Below are 20254 nucleotides of genomic sequence, written 5' to 3'. Positions count from 1 at the left end.
ACAGCATTAACTAAATATTATCGACTTCGGTACAAATGCATTATATCGGGCCTATTGGGACTATTCCCGGCGCCTTTTTCAGGAGTTGAATATGAATGCCGATCTAAAATCTATGACCCGCAAGGATCTGGAAAAACTGCGCAAGGACGTCGATGCCGCGCTGAAGAGCGTCGAGAGCCGCGAATTGAAGATGGCCCATGACGCCGCTGCAAAAGCAGCCGCTGATTTCGGCTATTCGTTGAGCGACCTGGCCGATATGGCTGGCAGCAAAAAGCGTGGCGGCAGCGGTCCAAAGTCCGTTTCTGCGCCTAAGTATCGCAATCCTGCCGACGCAACACAGACCTGGACCGGCAAAGGCCGCCAGCCTGAATGGTACAAGTCGGAAATGGCAAACGGCACAGATCCCAGCACGCTGGAAATCTAAATCTATCGCTGATGGCGTCGCAATGCCTCGAAGGTATATTCTTCGGCAACCTCGCCATCAGCCTCTTTGCGGAATTGGGGTGCGACAGGTAAACACCCTAAACCACAAATCTGCCGCGATACCCGTGTGCGACCGTTGATAAACCACAACCGTCCACCAGGCGTTGCCACATATCCATTCATATAGGCGGCGCTATCGCTTTCCACGTCAATCGTGCTGGGCATTTCGTTGAAATAGCCCTCATCGAATGTGCCATGGGTATGATAGGATGCGATCACCGCAATGTCGTCCGGGAAGCGCGCGGCGCAGCTAGCCATATCGCCAACCACCGGATCGCTGCTGATCAATGTGCCGTCCCGGGTCAGCCCAAGATAGCCGCAGTATTCACGTTTTTTCTTGAACGACAGCGTTTGTAGATCGCTCAGCACAGTGCGGGCCAGAGCCAATTCTTGCGCGTCTTGCGCCGTGGCGGGGGCGGCAAGTAGAAGCGGCAGAAAGATCACGTAGCGTAGCATGGCTTTTCTTTCGATGCGGTTTCCAGCAATACTCGGTCGAAACAACAAGGAAACCAAGACATGACTATTCATATTGGCGCAAAACCCGGTGATATCGCTGAAACCGTCCTGATGCCGGGCGATCCTTACCGCGCCAAATGGGCGGCAGAGACGTTTTTGACCGATGCCGTTTGCATTAACGAAGTACGCGGGATGCTGGGCTACACGGGCATGTGGAATGGCAACCGCGTCACCATTCAAGGTTCGGGCATGGGTATGCCGTCGATGTCGATTTATGCGAACGAGCTGATCAAGGATTACGACGTCCAGACACTGATCCGGATTGGCAGCTGCGGCGGCATGCAGGATCGAACCAAGGTGCGCGATGTGGTGCTGGCGATGACGGCCTGCTCCTCCGGCACCCCATCGGACACGATCTTTCGCGAACTGAACTACGCCCCCGTCGCCGATTTCGGCCTGCTGCAGGCGGCTCACGCTGCGGCGACAAAGCGCGGCACCCCAACCCATGTCGGCAGCATCTATTCCTCTGACACCTTCTATGCCGAACGTACCGACCTTACGGAACAGATGATCCGTCATGGCGTTCTAGCAGTCGAAATGGAAGCGGCAGAGCTTTATATCCTTGCCGCCCGTTACAAGCGCCGCGCCTTGGCCGTGATGACCGTCAGCGACCACATCATCACCGGAGAGGCGCTGCCGTCCGATCAACGCGAGCGTAGCTTTGGCGATATGGTTGAAATCGCGCTGGAAGCCGCTTTCGCCTAAACGCCGTGGCTGCGTGAATACAAATTTAGGGGCGGTTCCTGCCAAGGTTCCGCCCCTTTTGGATCCAGCACCTCCATCGCGAGGGGATAGCAGACCGCCGTGTCGGACGAATGCTGGGCGCTGCAATCACCACCGGGACAGGCCGACAGGACCGCAAGCAGGTCAATTTCCGCAAGAAGGTCTAAATAGTCGCCCTTGCGCACGGGGCTGGCTTTCATGAAGTACTGCCCGGTGCCTGCGGTAAAACCGGTGCACATGAAAACGTTCAGCACATCATGCACATGCGGTTCCGCATCCAGCAGCGGCAGGCCAGACGCATCAGCCAAGGCGCGGGTCAGGTTAGAATGACAGCAGTGATGGTAATCACCCCCGCCGAGTAGCCGCGCCGTATAGGGATCGCAGCGCGTCCCGATCACGTCGTGCACCGCGCCGCCATAGGCATCCCGCCCGTACCAGCCCAGCGTGTCATGCGTGACTGTCGCCATAGGGCGCAGATAGGGGAAGTTCGACCAAAGCTGATCGCCAGTGGTGACATGGCTGCCGTGCAGCGCGCGGGTTTTGCCAGAATAGAACCGCTCTGACAGGTCATTTGCGTTGAACAGGTTCAAATCACCCACCTGCGGCCCGTCCGGGCAGTGAATGCGCAGCACCTGCCCCGCCTTCACGCGGATCGATGCGGCCTCTCGGGCTGGAACAGTGACGCGAGACACCGGCACAAGCGGTAAGGCACCGCGATCCAATGCGGCTTGCGGTACAGCCAAACTGTCATTGGGATAACAGATGACCGGCGCGATATCCCGCAGCGCCTGTGCGTCCAATGGCTCGCCCATGTCGTTCCTCGCTTTTTTCTAAGTACTCAAAACAAAACGCCGCCCACAAGGGACGGCGTTTGCGTTGTAACGTCCAGTCAGGATCAAACGATCCGCTCGACCATCATGTGCTTGATCTCTGCAATCGCCTTGGCCGGGTTCAGACCCTTAGGGCAAGCCTTGGCGCAGTTCATGATCGTGTGGCAGCGATACAGTTTGAACGGATCTTCCAGATCATCCAGACGCTCGCCCGTCGCCTCGTCGCGGCTGTCAACGATCCAGCGGTGCGCCGCCAGCAGGGCAGCTGGGCCAAGGTAGCGGTCAGAGTTCCACCAGTAAGACGGGCAGCTGGTAGAGCAGCAGGCGCACATGATGCACTCATAGCGACCATCTAGCTTTTCACGGTCCGCGATCGACTGCTTCCACTCTTTCGCGGGGGCATTCGTCTTGGTTTCCAGCCACGGCATGATGCTGGCGTGCTGCGCATAGAAGTGCGTCAGATCGGGGATCAGGTCCTTAACCACAGGCATGTGCGGCAGCGGATAGATCTTGATATCGCCCTTGGCTTCATCAAGGCCAGAAATACAGGCCAGCGTGTTCACGCCGTCGATGTTCATCGCGCAGGATCCGCAGATCCCTTCGCGGCAAGACCGGCGGAAGGTCAGGGTCGGGTCGATATCGGTTTTGATCTTGATCAAAGCGTCCAGAACCATCGGGCCGCAGGTGTCCAGATCGACAAAATAGGTATCCAAACGCGGGTTTTTGCCGTCGTCAGGGTTCCAGCGATAAACCTGCACCTTTTTCGTGTTCTTGGCACCCTCTGGCTTGGGCCAAGTCTTGCCCGTCACCATGCGGCTGTTTTTGGGTAGCGTGAATTCAACCATGTCTCAGGCTCCTGTCTGCAAACGGCCTTACCGGGTTGCGGTAGGCGAATAAGGGGTCAGCGGCGCGGCACCGGACAACCGGGTGTAGCATTCCGCATAAACGACGGCCGGATCGCGGCCGCGCAAGAAATCGTCCGTCACACCGATCGAGATGCCTGAGCGCAGCCCGTTGCTGCTAGAGGCACCGACAGTGACCTGACCGGTTGGTCCGGCCGCTGCGCGTGCCTCTTGGCTGCACTTGGCTTCGACCTGTTGCAAGGTCGGTGGCGTGGGCGGCGTGCAAGCCGCCAACACCGCCAAACCCGCAATCAGGCCGAAAGCGCGCATCAGTACACCCGCTTTTTCGGTGCGATCTTTTTCAGGTCGATCCCGCCTTCAGCTTCGGTGGTGAGCGGGTCCATGTGGACCGGACGATAGGTCAGGTTCACATTCGCGCCGTCCACTGTCGCAAGGCTGTGCTTGCGCCAGTCAGTGTCGTTGCGATCAGGGTAATCCTCGTGCGCGTGGGCACCGCGGGATTCCTTACGTGCCTCGGCAGAGACAATGGTCGCCAGCGCGTTCGGCATCAGGTTTGTCAGTTCCAGCGTTTCCATCAGGTCGCTGTTCCAGACAAGGCTGCGGTCGGTCACGTGCAGATCGTCCAGCTTGGCGGCGATCTTTTTCATCGCTTCCACGCCTTCGGCCAGCGTCTTATCCGTGCGGAAGACGGCGGCGTCGGCTTGCATGGCCTCTTGCATTTCAAGGCGCAGGGCAGCGGTTGGGGTGCTGCCATTGGCATTGCGCAGTTTGTCGAAACGGTCGAACGCCGCATCAACGGACGCTTGGTTCAGCGGCGCGTTTTCCGTGTTCGGGTCAACGATTTCACCAGCTTTGATCGCGGCGGCGCGGCCAAAGACCACGAGGTCGATCAAAGAGTTCGAGCCAAGACGGTTCGCACCGTGCACAGAGGCGCACCCTGCTTCGCCCACGGCCATCAGGCCGGGCACGACGGCATCGGGGTTTTCGTCCGTCGGGTTCAGCACTTCGCCCCAATAGTTCGTGGGGATGCCGCCCATGTTGTAGTGAACGGTCGGCTGCACCGGGATCGGCTCTTTGGTCAGATCGACGCCAGCAAAGATACGGGCCGATTCGGTGATGCCCGGCAGGCGCAGGTCCAGCGTTTCCGGCGGCAGGTGGTTCAGGTTCAGGTGGATGTGGTCCTTTTTCGGACCAACACCGCGGCCTTCGCGGATTTCCATCGTCATGCAGCGGGATACGACGTCACGGGACGCAAGGTCCTTATAGGTCGGCGCATAACGCTCCATAAAGCGCTCGCCCTCGGAGTTGGTCAGGTAACCACCCTCGCCGCGCGCGCCTTCGGTGATCAGGCAGCCAGCGCCGTAAATGCCGGTTGGGTGGAACTGCACGAATTCCATGTCCTGCAGTTTCAGGCCCTGACGAGCAACCATGCCGCCGCCGTCGCCGGTGCAGGTATGGGCAGAGGTCGCGCTGAAGTAGGCGCGGCCATAGCCGCCCGTGGCCAGCACGACCATCTTTGCGTTAAAGACATGCATGGTGCCGTCATCCAGCTTCCATGCGACAACGCCTTGGCACTGACCGTCTTCGCCCATGATCAGGTCGATGGCGAAGTATTCGATGTAAAACTCGGCCTTCTGCTTCAGCGACTGACCATACAGCGTGTGCAGGATCGCGTGGCCTGTGCGGTCGGCTGCGGCGCAGGTGCGCTGCACGGGGGGGCCTTCACCGAATTCGGTGGTGTGGCCGCCGAAGGGGCGCTGATAGATCGTGCCTTCTTCGGTCCGGGAAAACGGCACGCCGTAGTGCTCTAGCTCATACACAGCCTTGGGGGCTTCACGCGCGAGGTATTCCATCGCGTCGGTGTCGCCCAGCCAGTCAGAGCCTTTGACGGTGTCATACATGTGCCACTGCCAGTGGTCAGGACCCATGTTGGACAAGGACGCAGCGATGCCGCCCTGGGCCGCAACGGTGTGGGACCGGGTCGGAAACACCTTGGTGATGCAGGCGGTTTTCAGGCCCTGTTCGGCCAGACCCAGCGTCGCACGCAGGCCAGAGCCGCCAGCGCCGACAACGATCGCGTCATAAGTGTGGGTTTCGTATTCGTAAGCAGCCATCGGTCAGTTCCTCAAGCGATTCAAAGGGCAAGGCTAGCGACGGCAAGAACGCCGGCCGCAGCTGCGGTATAGGACAGGCAGATCATCGCGATGATCGCGACCTTCTTGGCTGTGCCGTGAACGTAGTCTTCGATCAGGGTCTGCACACCACCGCGAAAGTGGATGAAGCCGACAGCGATCGTCAGCAATGCGACGATCGCCGGGAACGGACGCTGATAATAGGCGACGACATCTTCATAGGGCGCGCCGTAGATGCTGCCGAAGGTGAAGATGAACAAAGGGATCAGGCCAGCAAGTGCGACAGAGCTGATCATCATGTGCCAGTGGTGCTGGGTACCGGATTTTGCGGAACCCATGCCAGCGGCGCGTTTACGGTCGGTCATATAAGCCATGGTCAGAACCCCTTACAGCACGATGACAGTGAAAATCGTCAGCAGCACGGCGATCAGCACCATGGCCTGACCGAACGTTTCCGACTTGTCGACATCTAGCATGCGGCCGCTGTCCCAGATCAGGTGACGGATGCCAGCGAGCGTGTGATACCAGATCCCCGCGACAGAGAAGAACATGATCAGATCGCCAAACCAGCTGGTGATGAAACCATCAGCGGTGGCAAAGGCGTCGGGGCCGGTCGCAGCGGCGACAAACCACCATACGATCAGCAGCGCGGTCACAATCAGCGCATTGCCGGTGATCCGCGTAAAGATCGACGTCATCGACGTCCACTGCGGACGGTAAATCGTCAAATGCGGCGAAAGCGGGCGATTGCCCCGGTTTGCATCAGCCATGTCAGTTCCCTTAAGCTACGGCATCCCGCGTCCGGGTGCGCAATTGGTCTAGTTCTGCACCATCACGAACGCGAAGTCACGCGCAGCGGCGGTCAAATTCTGCGCGATAACGCCGCGCCCGGCGGATTTTGGGTGTTTGTGATCACGTATTTTCAAGGCGTGATCACAAAAATTGCAGTCGAGGTTATCGCGCCCCTTAAAGTGGCATCAGCGCCCAATAATCCAGATCAAGAAGAACATCGGGTAAATATTTGCCATCATCATCCCGCAATTCGCCAGCGGCGCCTTTTGTCGCGACCAGACGCAGGCGGATTGCGCCGACGCCCGGGGCAGTGGTTTCAGCGGTATCCAGCACTTCGGACCAGGCCCGCACCGTGTCGCCTGCAAAGCAAGGATTAGCGTGGGCCCCGCCATTCAGCGCAACGATCAGCTGCGCATTGGCTAGTCCATTAAAAGACAGCGCGCGGGCAAGGCTGATGACGTGGCCGCCATAAATCAGCCGCTTGCCGTCAGGACGGTTGGTCGCGTCAAAGTGGACCTTGGCGGTGTTCTGCCACAGGCGGGTGGCCAACATATGTTCTGCTTCTTCCACAGTGACGCCGTCGACGTGGTCGATGATCTCGCCAACCTTATAGTCGCTCATGCGGTGCGGCTCGCCCGCGAGGGCGAAGTCGTAGTTGGTGAAATCCAGCCCGCGGGGGATGACCAGATCAGTGGCAGCAACGCTAACCGATAGATCTGGAATGACGGTTTGCGGCGCAGGGCCATCACCGCGTTTGCGGACCATGACCCAGCGAACATAGGACAACAGGACTGCGCCGTGCTGATTGCGGCCAGTGGTGCGGACCCACACGACGCCGCTTTTGCCGTTGGAGTTCTGCTTCACGCCGATCACTTCGGACGTGGCCGTGATGGTATCGCCCGGCCAAAGCGGGGTTTCCCAGCGGCCTTCGGCGTAACCAAGGTTGGCGACAGCGTTCAAGGACACATCGGGCACGGTTTTGCCAAAGACGGTGTGGAACGTAACTAGATCGTCCAGCGGGCTGAACGGCAAACCGCAGCTTTGCGCAAAGGTATCGGCAGAATGCAGGGCGTGCCGCGCGGGGTAAAGCGCGTGATACAGCGCCCGTTCCCCCATTTGGATCGTGCGCGGCACGGCGTGGGTGATGACATCGCCGACCGCGTAATCTTCGAAAAAGCGGCCGGCGTTGGTTTTGGTCATTGCTGCCCCAGCTTCATATCGGCGTGATAGTCGACCGAAATGTCCTTGGTCACGGCCTGCCCGCAGCGCATGACGCCGTTCGCCTGATCAAAGGCGTAGGTAGGTGTGCCATAAAGCTCCCACCCTTTGGACAGGGCGTCAGAGACTTTGTGGCAGAAAGCAGAGGTGTCGTCTTCGGTCAGGAGGCGATAGATTTTGGTCATGATTTATCCGAATGGGTTGTAGCCAAGAGCGATGTGAATACCGGCAGCGACGATAAATACTACCAGCGTCGCGAAGACGGCGATGAACTCCGATAGAATTCGGGGTGCGTGATAGGTGCCGCGCGGGCCTAGCGCCTTGTTCAGCACAAAGATTTCCGCCACGGCCCAGACCAACAAACCGCCAAACAGCAAGAAGGACGGGGTGTCGCCGTTCACCAGCAAATGCGCCACAGCCCAAACGATGACGGCGGTTAATTGCGGATGACGGATCGCACGGGTGATGCGGGTGCCTTTGCCAGAGGCGGCAAAAAGGTAGAAGGCCAGCAAGACCAGCAGGTTATTGATACCTGTCATCGCGGGCGTGCGGCCCCAGTAGACGGCACCGTCGGCGGCGCGGTAGCCGATCACCATGCAGACAATGCCAAGCACCGACAGGATTGCTACGGCAGTCCGTCCCTTTGGCCCCATGGCATCGCGGCTTTCAGGAGCAAGCCGCTTCCACAGGTGGCTGCCCGACCACAAGATCAGGCCCAGTAGGATTAATTTCATGTGCGCTCCAATGCGGCGATAGCGTCTGCTTTCGCCAGCGTGGCCCGCGCCGTGACGATATGCAAGTTCTCGACGATGCGGCCGTCCAGAACAGCCACCCCCTGCCCTTCGGCCACGGCGGCGTCGAAGGCCGCGATCTGGCGGTGGGCAAGGTCGATATCTTCGACCGTTGGGCCAAAGACAGCGTTGGCCGTGTCCAATTGCGCTGGATGGATCAGGGACTTGCCATCAAAACCCATATCGCGCCCTTCAATGCATTCGCGCTGCAGGCCGTCCTGATCTTGATAGGCGTTATAGACGCCGTCGATGGCGACAATGCCAGCGGCGCGCGCAGCCAGCAAGCAGTGCTGTAGCGCAGTGGTCAGGGCGGCGCGGGTGCGACTGCCCATATCCTTGGCCAGATCGTTGGTGCCAATCACGAAGCCTTCAAGCCGGGGATGGGCGGCGATGGTTTGCGCGTTCAGGATGCCCAGCGGGGTTTCCATCATCGCCCAAAGCGGCAGGTCCGGCACCAAATCGGCGACGGCATCCAGATCGGCGGGACTGCTGACCTTGGGCACCAGCACGCCGTCGCACGGCATCTTTGCTGCGGCGCGGGCATCATCAGCGCCCCAGTCTGTGTCCAGCCCATTGATCCGCACCAGCTTTAGCCGCCCACCATAGCTGCCCTGCGCCAAGGCATCATGCAAGGTGCTACGCGCCTCGATCTTGGCATCGGGGGCGACTGCGTCTTCAAGGTCGAACAGGATGACGTCGCAGGTCAGCCCGCGCGCCTTGTCCAGCGCACGCGGTTTAGAGCCTGGTATATAGAGGGCAGAGCGGGTGGGACGGGTTTGCATTTTTCAGCCTCGCAATAAGATTGCGCGAAATTGATCAAATGAGACGCAATAGTTCAACCCCAAAATGCCGCAGCGCAGCGTGTTAACCCTGCCGCACGATGGTTGACGGGCTGATTTACCACGGCAGCGCAGGATTGGGGCATGCAATCAAAGGACACGCCATGCGCCGCCATATGACCCACCTGCTGTTGACCTTTAGCCTTTTCATGATGCTCGCTCCGCGTGTGTTCGCGCAAGGGGCGGTGTGCCTGCCATCTGCAGACATGCCTGCCGCGTTGGCGCGCATATATAAAGAGCATCCATTGGCAACGGCACTGACACCGCAGAACCTGTTGATCGATATCTATGTCAGCGCAAAGGGCACATGGACGATGACCATAACCCAGCCCGGCGGGCCTGCTTGCATTATCGCATCAGGCCATGATTTCAGCCTGATGCACCGCGACGGGCTGGTTCCCGCGACCCCGACCTAGGCACTGGCGGTTTATCGCCGCCGCGCAAATATTAACCGAACGATGTGCAACCAAACGCGAAATAGCGGCGTTGTGTGGACATAGAAGGGCTAGAAGCTCTGGCCCATGAAACCACTCGTTAGGAACCAGTCATGAAACGTTTTCTTGCAACCACCGCGATTGCTCTTGTTGTTGCCAACGGCGCATTTGCTGAAAGCCACGTCGCTGCTGATGGCACTGCCACTGACGGCGCAATGACCACCGAAGCGCCCGCAACCACCGACGGCACATTGGCACCAGAAGCCACAACCGACACGATGGCCCCAACTGATGAAGCCATGCCAGCCGAAGAGATGCCAGCCGACACCATGACCGAGACGACAACGGAAGAGATGACGGACACGATGTCCGACACTGACGCCACATCGACCAACATGGAATCGGCCGACACCATGGACGGCGCAGGCGCGCCAATGATGGAAAAGGACGGCTACACCACAGCCGTGAACGCGGATGTCACAGCAGAAGAGCTGACCGGCCTCAATATCTATGGCCCGAATGACGAAGAAGTTGGCGAAATCAGCGATCTGATCATTGCCGAAGATGGCACAGTGACCGACGTGATCGTTGACGTAGGCGGTTTTCTGGGTCTGGGCGAAAAGCCAGTGTCCATCGCCTATGACGACGTACAGCTGATGAAGCAAACCGACGGCGACGACATGCGCGCCTATGTGTCGATGACCGAAGAGCAGCTGGAAGAGCTGCCCCAGTACGAAGCACCGATGAACTAATCCACGCTGGATTTGTGATCAGGCCGCCCCATCGTGGGCGGCCTTTTTCGTTTTGGCTTCGGCTTAAGTCAGCGCTTGCCAGAGCAGACGGGTGCCGGTCGCCAGTAACAAGACATACGTCAGGCCGAAGAACACACGGTCCGATACATAGTTGTGCGCCCGCACGCCGATATACGTGCCTGCGATGGCAAACGGCGCGAGGAACAGATCTGCCATTGCGGTCTGCGCATTAAAGATCCCCAGAAAGAAATAGGGTACGAACTTCATCAGGTTGATCGCCCAGAAGACGATGACTGTTGTGGCCTGATAGGTCGTCTTGGGCACGTTTTGGCCTAGCAGAAAGACCGCGACCGGGGGGCCTCCGGCGTGGCTGACGAAGCTGGTGAAACCGGCGGTCAACCCTGTGACCCATGCCCAAGGGCGGGAGAATTTGAAGCTACCGACACGAATTATTCCGCGCGACCGGCCGACCTGCCAGATCACGAAGGCGATGCAGATCACCCCGATCAGCAGACGAAACGAATCTGCGTTTACAGCGGCGTATATAAACGCACCCAGCACGACGCCCGGCACAGCACCGATCAAGATATGTAGCGACGACGGGGCGTCCCACTTGCGCCAATAAGGCCGCAAGGATGTGACATCGATCAGCATCAGCAAGGGCAACATGATGCCCAGCGCCGCCCCCGGCGGCACCACTAGCGCCAGCACGGCAGAGGCGGCAAAAGCGGCCCCCGACCCGAAGCCCGCCTTGGAAATAGCCGCAAATAGGACCGCCGGAATGGCAAGCGCGAAAAAAAGTAGATCGAAGGTGATCATCATCGAAACCTTATGAAAGATAGCCTTCGCCGGGTGAAATTACGCTGGCGATTAAGACCCGGAAAAGGGTGTTCTTGGCTGTCCCCTTGCACCCCTTATGTCAAAGGAATAACCAGCTCGCCAAGTTCAACCCGCATATTAGCAGGAGCCTTCCTATGGCCAGACCCAAGATTGCACTTATCGGCGCCGGACAAATCGGTGGTACGCTTGCCCACCTCGCAGCTGTCAAAGAACTTGGCGATGTCGTCTTGTTCGACATCTCCGAAGGCACGCCGCAGGGCAAAGCGCTGGATATCGCCGAATCGGGCCCCTCGGCCAAGTTCGACGGCTCTTTTAAGGGCACGAATGATTACGCCGATATCGCGGGCGCTGACGTCTGCATCGTGACCGCTGGTGTGCCGCGCAAGCCGGGCATGTCGCGTGATGACCTGCTGGGCATCAACCTGAAGGTTATGAAATCCGTTGGCGAAGGCATCGCAGCTCATGCGCCGAACGCTTTCGTGATCTGCATCACCAACCCGCTGGACGCGATGGTCTGGGCGCTGCGCGAATTCTCTGGCCTGCCGCACAAGATGGTTTGCGGCATGGCTGGCGTGCTCGACTCTGCCCGCTTCCGCCACTTCTTGGCTGACGAATTCAATGTGTCCATGCGCGACGTGACAGCATTCGTACTGGGCGGCCACGGCGACACCATGGTGCCGCTGGCCCGTTATTCCACCGTTGGCGGCATTCCTCTGCCCGATCTGGTCGAGATGGGTTGGACCACGCAGGACAAGCTGGACGCCATCGTGCAGCGTACCCGTGACGGCGGCGCAGAGATTGTTGGCCTGCTGAAGACCGGCTCTGCCTTCTACGCCCCCGCGACATCAGCGATCGAGATGGCCGAGGCTTTCTTGAAGGACCAGAAGCGTCTGCTGCCTTGCGCCGCGCATGTTGACGGCGCTTACGGCCTTGATGGTTTCTATGTTGGTGTGCCGACGATCATCGGTGCTGGCGGCATCGAGCGTGTGGTCGAGATCAAGATGGACAAGCCCGAGCAGGCGATGTTCGACAAGTCCGTCGACGCCGTGAAGGGCCTTGTCGCCGCTTGCAAAGAAATTGACCCGACGCTGGCCTAATCGCCGCATCAGGACAAAATGCTTGAAAGCCGCGCCGCAGAATATGCGGCGCGGCTTTTTCAATTTTGCACGATGCGCCCTAGCCTTGTCAGCGATGGCTTGCGCAAAAGGTACACGGGGGTGCGCACATTTCAGCGCAGCGCTGCCAGACCCATGAGTCGATTGCGCAGCTTGGCGGGCGGATTATTAAGAAATCGTCCACGCCTGCTGAAATAATCAGCTTTGTGATCACACGTTTCGTGGCTGTGATCACAAATGTCGGATTTATTGTCAGGAACAGCGTCCAGTAGTTTTTTGTTAAATCCAGATATGGTTCAAGGCTACAAACCCAATCGGACAAGGGACGCGACATGAACATTCACGAATACCAGGCCAAGGCACTTCTGCGGACTTACGGGGCCCCGGTCAGTGACGGCCGCCCGGTCACGAAAGCCGAAGACGCGAAATCCGCGGCTGGCGAACTCGACGGCCCGCTGTGGGTGGTCAAGGCACAAATCCACGCAGGTGGTCGCGGCAAGGGCCACTTCGTCGAAGCTGACGCCGGCGAAAAGGGCGGTGTTCGCCTGACCAAGTCGGTTGAAGAAGCCGCACAGGAAGCCAAGAAAATGCTCGGCCGCACGCTGGTCACGCACCAGACTGGCCCCGCTGGCAAGGTTGTGAACCGCATCTACATCGAAGACGGTTCCGGCATCGAAACAGAATTGTATCTGGCCCTGCTCGTTGATCGTCAGACAAGCCGCATCAGCTTTGTCTGCTCGACCGAAGGCGGCATGGACATCGAAGAAGTCGCAGCCAGCACGCCGGAAAAGATCCTGTCGTTCAGCGTCGATCCCGCCACCGGCTATCAGGCATTCCACGGTCGCCGCGTTGCATTCACGCTGGGTCTGACTGGCGGTCAGGTCAAGCAGTGCGTCACCCTGATGGGTCAGCTTTACAAAGCCTTCACCGAGAAGGACATGGAAATGCTGGAGATCAACCCGCTGATCGTGACCGACAAGGGCGATCTGAAGGTGCTTGATGCCAAGATCAGCTTTGACGGCAACGCCATGTACCGCCACCCCGACATCGCATCCCTGCGCGACGAGACGGAAGAAGACCCCAAGGAACTGGCCGCATCCAAGTATGACCTGAACTACATCGCGCTGGACGGCGAAATTGGCTGCATGGTCAACGGTGCTGGTCTGGCCATGGCAACGATGGACATCATTAAGCTGTACGGCGCAGAGCCTGCCAACTTCCTCGACGTGGGCGGCGGCGCGACCAAGGAAAAGGTTACGGAAGCGTTCAAGATCATCACCTCTGACCCCAACGTCAAAGGTATCTTGGTCAACATCTTCGGCGGCATCATGCGCTGTGACGTCATTGCCGAAGGCGTGATCGCTGCAGTGAAAGAAGTCGGCCTGAAGGTTCCGCTGGTCGTGCGCCTTGAAGGTACGAACGTGGAGAAGGGCAAAGAGATCATCCGCAATTCCGGCCTTGATGTGATTGCTGCCGACGACCTGAAGGACGGCGCGCAGAAGATCGTGAAGGCGGTGAAGGGGTGATTCGCTCCGTCGCTCTGCTTGCGACGCTTGGCCTGACGGCAGCCTGCAGTGATGCCGGCGAAGTCAGGTCCGGGCCGCAGTCGCAAAGCCCGTCTGGTGGGGCCGCGTTGGCCACACCTGTGACGATCTTGCCTGCAAGTGAACAGGCCGCGACGGACGTCATCATCGTAGAGTCTGCGCAACCCGCCCCCACAGGCGAGATCAATGCCGGAGCGGCCTTTGGCCGTCAGGCTGGTCTGATCATCGCGCAGGCCATGTTCCGCTAATTTCCGGCGGGCGACCGCCAAGACACAATATACGGAGGCCCCAATGGCCATTCTCGTCAACGAAAACACCCGCGTCATCTGTCAGGGCTTCACCGGCTCGCAGGGCACATTCCACTCTGAGCAGGCCATCGCCTATGGCACCAAGATGGTCGGCGGCGTGACCCCCGGCAAAGGCGGTCAGTCGCACCTTGACCTGCCGGTTTTTGACTCGGTCCACGAAGCACGTGCACGCACCGAAGCAAATGCCTCGGTCATCTACGTTCCGCCGCCCTTCGCAGCCGATTCGATCCTAGAGGCGATCGACGCCGAGATGGAGCTGATCATCTGCATCACGGAAGGCATCCCCGTGCTGGACATGATGAAGGTCAAGCGCGCGCTGGAAGGCTCCAAGTCCCGCCTAATCGGCCCGAACTGCCCCGGCGTCATCACCCCCGACGCTTGCAAGATCGGCATCATGCCCGGCCACATCCACAAACGCGGTAGCGTTGGTGTTGTGTCCCGCTCCGGCACGCTGACCTATGAGGCCGTCAAGCAGACGACCGATTCGGGTCTGGGCCAGTCCACGGCTGTCGGCATCGGCGGCGACCCCATCAAGGGCAGCGAGCACATCGACATCCTCGAGATGTTCCTAGCTGACCCCGAAACACACTCGATCATCATGATCGGTGAAATCGGTGGTTCTGCTGAAGAAGAAGCCGCACAGTTCTTGGCTGACGAGCGTAAAGCCGGCCGTTGGAAACCAACCGCGGGCTTCATCGCTGGCCGCACCGCACCTCCGGGTCGCCGCATGGGTCACGCTGGTGCCATCGTGGCTGGCGGCAAGGGCGACGCCGAAAGCAAGATCGAAGCGATGAAAGCCGCCGGCATCATCGTCGCGGATAGCCCTGCGACGCTGGGCGAGGCCGTTCTGGCAGCTATTGCAAAGTAAGGCTCGCTTGCAATGAACGCGCAAGACACATCCACTGGCCGCTACGCCCAGTTCGCTGACATCCGAAAGGAGGTTAGTGAACTGGGCGGGCAGTATATCGAGCTGCCAACCCATGTGATTGTGCACATCCCTGGGAAGGATCGCCTTGTGGCGACCTTTGACAATCGGGCCGCGCTGAACAGCAATGATCAGCGCCGGCCGTGGGGCGACAAGTTGATACTAGAGCAGGGCTGGGGCTGTTTGGGCGTCATGGCGATCGAGCAAAATTGGTATCGTTGCCCTGATCTATATCCCACCCTTGAAACGCTTGTCGCCAACACGCTGGTGCCCGCCTATAGCGGGTTCAGCTTATACGGAAATTCCATGGGTGGATTCGGTGCACTCACATTTTCGCGCTTGTTCCCCGATCCAATCACCGTCACGTTCAATCCGCAAACTTCGCTGATGCATGATGTCGTGCCTTTTGAACGTCGGTTTGAACCAGGTCGCGGGCTAGGCGATTGGACCGGTCCCTATGTCGACGGAGCGGAAGGTGCAGCTTGCGCCGCCAAAAACTACGTATTTTACGACCCTATGGTTGTCGAAGACAAGTTGCACGCGCTTCGCCTCGTCGGGGCTAATTCGGTCATGTTTCCCTGCCCGTGGCTGACCCACCCGTTCATGCCGGTGCTGGCTTCGATGCAACTTCTTAAACCATCGGCGGTGTCCGCGCTTGAGGGGACACTGACCCGAAAAACATTCTTCGACGATTTTCGTCGTCGTCGTTTCTCTGATCGCTATATGCAAGAACTTCTGACAGCCGCTGTTTCACGTGGGCACAGCCGCCTAGCGCGGGCGGCTTTGAAGAAGCGTCTATTGCAACGACAAAGCAATCAGCGAGATCTACTCGAAGGCATCGTTGCCGCCGGTGGACACCTATGATCTCTAACCGCCCTCCCATTTTTGGGTCCGTGACCCCTTTAACCACCCGTGCTGTCCGAAAGGCTCTGCCATGAACGACCAATCCCCGAACGACGTGCTTCACGCATCTAGCTTCTTGCAAGGGCATAACGCCGATTACGTCGAGCAACTTTACGCGCGTTATGCGGATAATCCGCAGGCGGTTGATGAAAGCTGGCGGGATTTCTTTGCCGCTTTGGGTGATGCGCCCGCCGATGCTAAAGCCGAGGCCGCTGGCGCAAGCTGGGGCCGGATGGACTGGCCGCCAGTACCAAACGATGACCTGACGCAGGCGCTGGATGGCCAGTGGGCGCAGGAACCCGATGCTGCTGGCAAAAAGATCGCTGCAAAGGCCGAGGAAAAGGGCGTCAACCTGACCGAGAACCAGGTTCGCGCCGCCGTTCTGGACAGCATTCGCGCGTTGATGATCATCCGTGCTTACCGCATCCGCGGCCACTTGATTGCTGATCTGGACCCACTGGGCATGCGCGAAGTCACCGCGCATCCGGAACTGGATCCGGCAAGCTATGGCTTTACCAAAGCCGACATGGACCGTCCGATCTTTATCGACAATGTACTGGGCCTTGAGGTCGCCACCATGGCCGAGATTATGGCCATCGTGAAGCGTACCTACTGCGGCACCTTTGCGCTGCAGTACATGCACATCTCTAACCCTGATGAAGCCGCTTGGTTGAAAGAGCGAATCGAGGGGTATGGTAAAGAAATCAGCTTTACCCAGAATGGCCGCAAGGCAATCCTGAACAAACTGGTCGAGGCAGAGGGCTTTGAAAAGTTCTTGCATGTCAAATACATGGGCACAAAGCGTTTCGGTCTGGACGGCGGCGAAAGCCTGATCCCCGCGATGGAGCAGATCATCAAGCGCGGTGGCCAGCTCGGCATGGAAGAGGTCGTGATCGGCATGCCACACCGCGGCCGTTTGTCGGTTCTGGCCAATGTGATGCAGAAGCCTTACCGCGCGATCTTCAACGAATTTCAAGGTGGCAGCTTTAAGCCCGAAGACGTCGAAGGCTCTGGCGATGTCAAATATCACCTTGGTGCGTCGTCCGACCGCGAGTTTGATGGCAACACTGTTCACCTGTCGCTGACGGCCAACCCGTCCCACCTAGAGGCAGTGAACCCCGTCGTGCTGGGTAAGGTGCGCGCCAAGCAAGACCAGAAGAACGACAAGGACCGTATTAAGGTTATGGCGATCCTGCTGCACGGCGATGCGGCCTTCGCGGGTCAAGGCGTTGTTGCAGAAGGCTTTCAGCTGTCCGGCATTCGTGGCCACCGCACGGGCGGCACGATGCATATCGTGGTGAACAACCAGATCGGCTTTACCACAGCGCCGCACTTCAGCCGGTCCAGCCCCTACCCCACCGATATCGCCTTGATGGTCGAGGCACCGATTTTCCACGTCAACGGTGACGATCCAGAGGCTGTGGTCCACGCCGCCCGCGTCGCGACGGAATTCCGCCAGAAATTCCACAAAGACGTGGTGCTGGATATCATTTGCTACCGCCGCTTTGGTCACAACGAAGGCGACGAGCCGATGTTCACCAACCCGGTCATGTACACAAAAATCAAAAAGCAAAAGACGACGCTGACGCTGTATACGGACCGTCTGGTCAAGGATGGCTTGATTCCTGAGGGCGAGATTGAGGACATGAAAGCCTCTTTCCAGTCCATGCTCAATGCTGAATTTGAAGCTGGGAAGACCTACAAGCCGAACAAGGCTGACTGGCTTGACGGCCGCTGGTCGCACCTGGACCGGGACAAGGACAACTATCAGCGCGGCGAAACTGCGATCAGCACCGAGGCGATGGCCGATATCGGCAAGGCGCTGACGACCCCGCCCGAGCATTTCGCGACTCACAAGACGATTGATCGTCTGCTTGATGCGAAAAAACAGATGTTCGAAGGCGGGACAGGCTTTGACTGGGCCACCGGTGAAGCCTTGGCGTTCGGCTCGCTCGTTTTGGAAGGCTACCCGGTCCGCTTGGCCGGACAGGACAGCACGCGCGGCACGTTCAGCCAGCGTCATTCTGCCCTGATCAACCAGAACACCGAAGAGCGTTACTATCCGCTGAACCACGTTCGTGAGGGTCAGGCGCAGTACGAAGTCATCGATTCGATGCTGTCGGAATACGCGGTGCTGGGCTTTGAGTATGGCTATTCGCTGGCCGAACCGAACGCCCTGACCCTGTGGGAAGCGCAGTTCGGCGATTTCGCCAACGGCGCGCAGATCATGTTCGACCAGTTCATCAGTTCTGGCGAAGCCAAGTGGCTGCGGATGTCGGGCCTCGTGTGCCTGCTGCCGCATGGCTATGAGGGTCAGGGACCAGAGCATTCCAGCGCGCGTCTGGAACGGTTCCTGACGATGTGCGGCAACGACAACTGGATCGTCGCCAACTGCACGACACCGGCGAACTATTTCCACATTCTGCGTCGCCAGCTGCACCGCAGCTATCGCAAGCCGCTGATCCTGATGACACCAAAATCGTTGCTGCGTCACAAGATGGCCGTGTCCGATGCCGCTGATTTCACCACTGGCTCGTCCTTCCACCGCGTGCTGTGGGACGATGCGCAAAAGGGTCATTCCGACACCCAGCTGGTGGCGGACGACAAGATCAAGCGCGTCGTGATGTGTTCCGGCAAGGTCTACTACGACCTGCTGGAAGAACGTGACGCCCGCGGCATCACTGACACGTACATCCTGCGGTTCGAACAGTTCTATCCCTTCCCCGCCCAATCCGCGGTGAACGAGCTGGAGCGGTTCAAAAACGCCGAGATGGTCTGGTGTCAGGAAGAACCCAAAAACCAAGGCGGCTGGTCCTTCATGGAACCCAACCTTGAATGGTGCCTGACCCGGATCAAAGCGAAACACACACGGCCCGTCTATGCCGGTCGGGCGGCCGCTGCGTCGCCAGCGACAGGTCTGGCCAGCCAGCACAAAGCCCAGCAGGCGGCCCTTGTCGCCGAGGCCCTGAACATCGAAGGAATTACGAAATGAGCACCGAAGTCCGTGTCCCAACCTTGGGCGAATCCGTAACCGAAGCGACCGTCGCGACTTGGTTCAAAAAGCCCGGTGACAGCGTCGCCGTCGACGAAATGCTTTGCGAGCTGGAAACCGATAAGGTCACCGTCGAAGTGCCAAGCCCGATCGCAGGCACCCTGTCCGAAATCGTCGCCGCCGAAGGCGAGACTGTCGGCGTCGATGCCCTGCTTGCGCAGATCAGCGAAGGCGGCGCGGATAGCGCGGCGGCCTCTGCGCCAAAAGCTAACAGCGACGCAGCCCCGGCTGAAAAGCCTGCTGACACGCCAGCGACTGGCGGCACGGGAACGGTGAACGCTGGCCCGGAAGACACAAAGCCGCGCGATCCCGAAGACGCCCCCTCTGCGCAAAAGCTGATGGCTGAAAAGGGTATCGACCGCGATGCCGTGACCGCGACCGGCAAAGACGGCCGCGTGATGAAAGAGGACGTGCTGAAAGCCTTGGCGCAGCCTAAGGCCGCCGCACCCGCAGCAGCCCCGCGCGCGGCATCGTCCGCCGATCAGGCTGACCGCGAAGAGCGGGTCAAAATGACACGCCTGCGTCAGACCATCGCTAAGCGTCTGAAGGACAGCCAGAACACCGCTGCCATGCTGACGACCTATAACGAGGTCGACATGACCGCCGTTATGGATCTGCGGAACGAATACAAAGACCTGTTCCTTAAGAAACATGGCGTAAAGCTTGGCTTTATGTCCTTCTTTACCAAAGCCTGCATCCACGCCCTGCACGAAGTGCCGGAAGTGAACGCCGAAATCGACGGCACCGATGTGGTCTACAAGAACTACGTCAACATGGGCATCGCCGCTGGTACACCGACCGGCCTCGTCGTTCCCGTGCTGAAGGACGCCGATCAGATGTCCTTTGCGGGTATCGAAAAGGCGATTGCCGAAATGGGTGGCAAAGCCCGTGACGGCAAGCTGTCCATGGCTGATATGCAGGGCGGCACGTTCACCATCTCCAACGGCGGCGTCTATGGCTCGCTGATGTCCTCGCCAATCCTGAACCCGCCGCAGTCCGGTATTCTGGGCATGCACAAGATCCAGGATCGTCCGATGGCCATTAACGGTCAGGTTGTGATCCGCCCGATGATGTATCTGGCGCTATCCTATGATCACCGGATCGTTGACGGCAAAGGCGCGGTGACGTTCCTTGTCCGCGTGAAAGAAGCGCTAGAAGATCCACGCCGTCTGCTGATGGACCTGTAAAAAAATA

23 protein-coding genes are annotated in these 20254 nt (G+C 59.0%); 11 read left to right on the top strand and 12 right to left on the bottom strand.

What is annotated here, in order from left to right; translation table 11 throughout:
* Nucleotides 1-91 precede the first annotated feature (91 nt).
* A complete protein-coding gene (locus tag KBW81_RS01480; RefSeq protein WP_090189515.1) occupies nt 92-424 on the top strand; it encodes an H-NS histone family protein in 333 nt (110 codons plus the stop codon).
* A gap of 2 nt (nt 425-426) precedes the next feature.
* Here the strand turns inward: KBW81_RS01480 and KBW81_RS01475 are convergent, their stop codons facing one another.
* Entirely contained in the window at nt 427-939 is a 513-nt protein-coding gene (locus tag KBW81_RS01475; protein ID WP_254248072.1) for a DUF4329 domain-containing protein, read from the bottom strand.
* 60 nt (nt 940-999) lie between these two features.
* Between KBW81_RS01475 and deoD the strand changes: the two genes are divergently transcribed.
* Nucleotides 1000-1704: a purine-nucleoside phosphorylase gene (gene deoD / locus KBW81_RS01470; RefSeq protein ID WP_090189520.1), complete on the top strand. Its 705-nt coding sequence runs from the start codon at nt 1000-1002 to the stop codon at nt 1702-1704.
* Here the strand turns inward: deoD and KBW81_RS01465 are convergent.
* From KBW81_RS01465 to KBW81_RS01420, 10 genes are all read right to left on the bottom strand, one after another.
* Nucleotides 1701-2534: an urea carboxylase-associated family protein gene (locus KBW81_RS01465; protein WP_254248071.1), complete on the bottom strand. Its 834-nt coding sequence runs from the start codon at nt 2532-2534 to the stop codon at nt 1701-1703. The two genes, deoD and KBW81_RS01465, sit on opposite strands and share 4 nt — an antisense overlap.
* Nucleotides 2535-2617: 83 nt before the next feature.
* The gene (locus KBW81_RS01460; protein WP_254248070.1) at nt 2618-3397 is read right to left on the bottom strand and encodes a succinate dehydrogenase iron-sulfur subunit; all 780 of its coding nucleotides are present in this window, start codon (nt 3395-3397) and stop codon (nt 2618-2620) included.
* Between the two features lie 27 nt (nt 3398-3424).
* Nucleotides 3425-3724: a hypothetical protein gene (locus KBW81_RS01455; RefSeq protein ID WP_254248069.1), complete on the bottom strand. Its 300-nt coding sequence runs from the start codon at nt 3722-3724 to the stop codon at nt 3425-3427.
* Nucleotides 3724-5529, bottom strand: coding sequence for a succinate dehydrogenase flavoprotein subunit (sdhA, locus tag KBW81_RS01450; protein WP_254248068.1), 1806 nt, complete (start codon nt 5527-5529; stop codon nt 3724-3726). The genes KBW81_RS01455 and sdhA overlap by 1 nt, the downstream gene beginning before the upstream one ends.
* A 20-nt stretch (nt 5530-5549) precedes the next feature.
* Complete coding sequence (sdhD, locus tag KBW81_RS01445) at nt 5550-5921, bottom strand: succinate dehydrogenase, hydrophobic membrane anchor protein (RefSeq protein ID WP_090189530.1); 372 nt, start codon at nt 5919-5921, stop codon at nt 5550-5552.
* A gap of 12 nt (nt 5922-5933) precedes the next feature.
* Nucleotides 5934-6317 (bottom strand): succinate dehydrogenase, cytochrome b556 subunit, encoded by a 384-nt coding sequence (gene sdhC, locus KBW81_RS01440; RefSeq protein ID WP_090189532.1) that lies wholly within the window; start codon nt 6315-6317, stop codon nt 5934-5936.
* Nucleotides 6318-6513: 196 nt separating this feature from the next.
* Entirely contained in the window at nt 6514-7539 is a 1026-nt protein-coding gene (locus KBW81_RS01435) for a MaoC family dehydratase (protein WP_254248067.1), read from the bottom strand.
* Nucleotides 7536-7742: a DUF1737 domain-containing protein gene (locus KBW81_RS01430; protein ID WP_090189536.1), complete on the bottom strand. Its 207-nt coding sequence runs from the start codon at nt 7740-7742 to the stop codon at nt 7536-7538. The genes KBW81_RS01435 and KBW81_RS01430 overlap by 4 nt, the downstream gene beginning before the upstream one ends.
* A gap of 3 nt (nt 7743-7745) precedes the next feature.
* Nucleotides 7746-8291, bottom strand: coding sequence for an NnrU family protein (locus KBW81_RS01425; protein ID WP_254248066.1), 546 nt, complete (start codon nt 8289-8291; stop codon nt 7746-7748).
* The gene (locus tag KBW81_RS01420; protein ID WP_254248065.1) at nt 8288-9130 is read right to left on the bottom strand and encodes an HpcH/HpaI aldolase/citrate lyase family protein; all 843 of its coding nucleotides are present in this window, start codon (nt 9128-9130) and stop codon (nt 8288-8290) included. The genes KBW81_RS01425 and KBW81_RS01420 overlap by 4 nt, the downstream gene beginning before the upstream one ends.
* 161 nt (nt 9131-9291) lie before the next feature.
* Here KBW81_RS01420 and KBW81_RS01415 point away from each other — a divergent pair, with 161 nt between their 5' ends.
* A complete protein-coding gene (locus tag KBW81_RS01415; RefSeq protein WP_254248064.1) occupies nt 9292-9603 on the top strand; it encodes a hypothetical protein in 312 nt (103 codons plus the stop codon).
* Between the two features lie 131 nt (nt 9604-9734).
* Nucleotides 9735-10373 (top strand): PRC-barrel domain-containing protein, encoded by a 639-nt coding sequence (locus tag KBW81_RS01410; RefSeq protein WP_254248063.1) that lies wholly within the window; start codon nt 9735-9737, stop codon nt 10371-10373.
* A 63-nt stretch (nt 10374-10436) separates the two neighbouring features.
* On the opposite strand, the gene KBW81_RS01405 is transcribed toward KBW81_RS01410, so the two are convergent.
* Nucleotides 10437-11192, bottom strand: a complete 756-nt coding sequence (locus tag KBW81_RS01405; RefSeq protein WP_090189744.1) for a sulfite exporter TauE/SafE family protein — start codon at nt 11190-11192, stop codon at nt 10437-10439.
* Between the two features lie 155 nt (nt 11193-11347).
* On the opposite strand from KBW81_RS01405, the gene mdh reads away from it, so the two are divergent.
* The 7 genes from mdh to odhB all read left to right on the top strand — a co-directional run bounded on the left by mdh (nt 11348) and on the right by odhB (nt 20247).
* Nucleotides 11348-12310 carry a malate dehydrogenase gene (gene mdh, locus KBW81_RS01400; RefSeq protein WP_090189546.1) on the top strand — a complete coding sequence of 321 codons (963 nt, stop codon included), beginning with the start codon at nt 11348-11350 and terminating at the stop codon, nt 12308-12310.
* A gap of 350 nt (nt 12311-12660) precedes the next feature.
* Nucleotides 12661-13854: an ADP-forming succinate--CoA ligase subunit beta gene (gene sucC / locus KBW81_RS01395; protein ID WP_090189548.1), complete on the top strand. Its 1194-nt coding sequence runs from the start codon at nt 12661-12663 to the stop codon at nt 13852-13854.
* A complete protein-coding gene (locus KBW81_RS01390; protein WP_090189549.1) occupies nt 13851-14120 on the top strand; it encodes a hypothetical protein in 270 nt (89 codons plus the stop codon). The genes sucC and KBW81_RS01390 overlap by 4 nt, the downstream gene beginning before the upstream one ends.
* A 43-nt stretch (nt 14121-14163) precedes the next feature.
* Complete coding sequence (sucD, locus tag KBW81_RS01385) at nt 14164-15048, top strand: succinate--CoA ligase subunit alpha (RefSeq protein ID WP_090189551.1); 885 nt, start codon at nt 14164-14166, stop codon at nt 15046-15048.
* Nucleotides 15049-15060: 12 nt separating this feature from the next.
* Nucleotides 15061-15969: a hypothetical protein gene (locus tag KBW81_RS01380; RefSeq protein ID WP_254248062.1), complete on the top strand. Its 909-nt coding sequence runs from the start codon at nt 15061-15063 to the stop codon at nt 15967-15969.
* A gap of 70 nt (nt 15970-16039) precedes the next feature.
* A complete protein-coding gene (locus tag KBW81_RS01375; protein WP_254248061.1) occupies nt 16040-19000 on the top strand; it encodes a 2-oxoglutarate dehydrogenase E1 component in 2961 nt (986 codons plus the stop codon).
* Nucleotides 18997-20247: a 2-oxoglutarate dehydrogenase complex dihydrolipoyllysine-residue succinyltransferase gene (odhB, locus tag KBW81_RS01370; RefSeq protein WP_254248060.1), complete on the top strand. Its 1251-nt coding sequence runs from the start codon at nt 18997-18999 to the stop codon at nt 20245-20247. The genes KBW81_RS01375 and odhB overlap by 4 nt, the downstream gene beginning before the upstream one ends.
* The last annotated feature ends 7 nt before the right edge of the window (nt 20248-20254 follow it).

Source organism: Loktanella salsilacus, assembly GCF_024206795.1.
GTDB classification, from domain to species: domain Bacteria; phylum Pseudomonadota; class Alphaproteobacteria; order Rhodobacterales; family Rhodobacteraceae; genus Loktanella; species Loktanella salsilacus.
The sequence above is the reverse complement of the archived record's forward strand: the minus strand, read 5'-3'. Positions and strand labels throughout refer to the sequence as shown.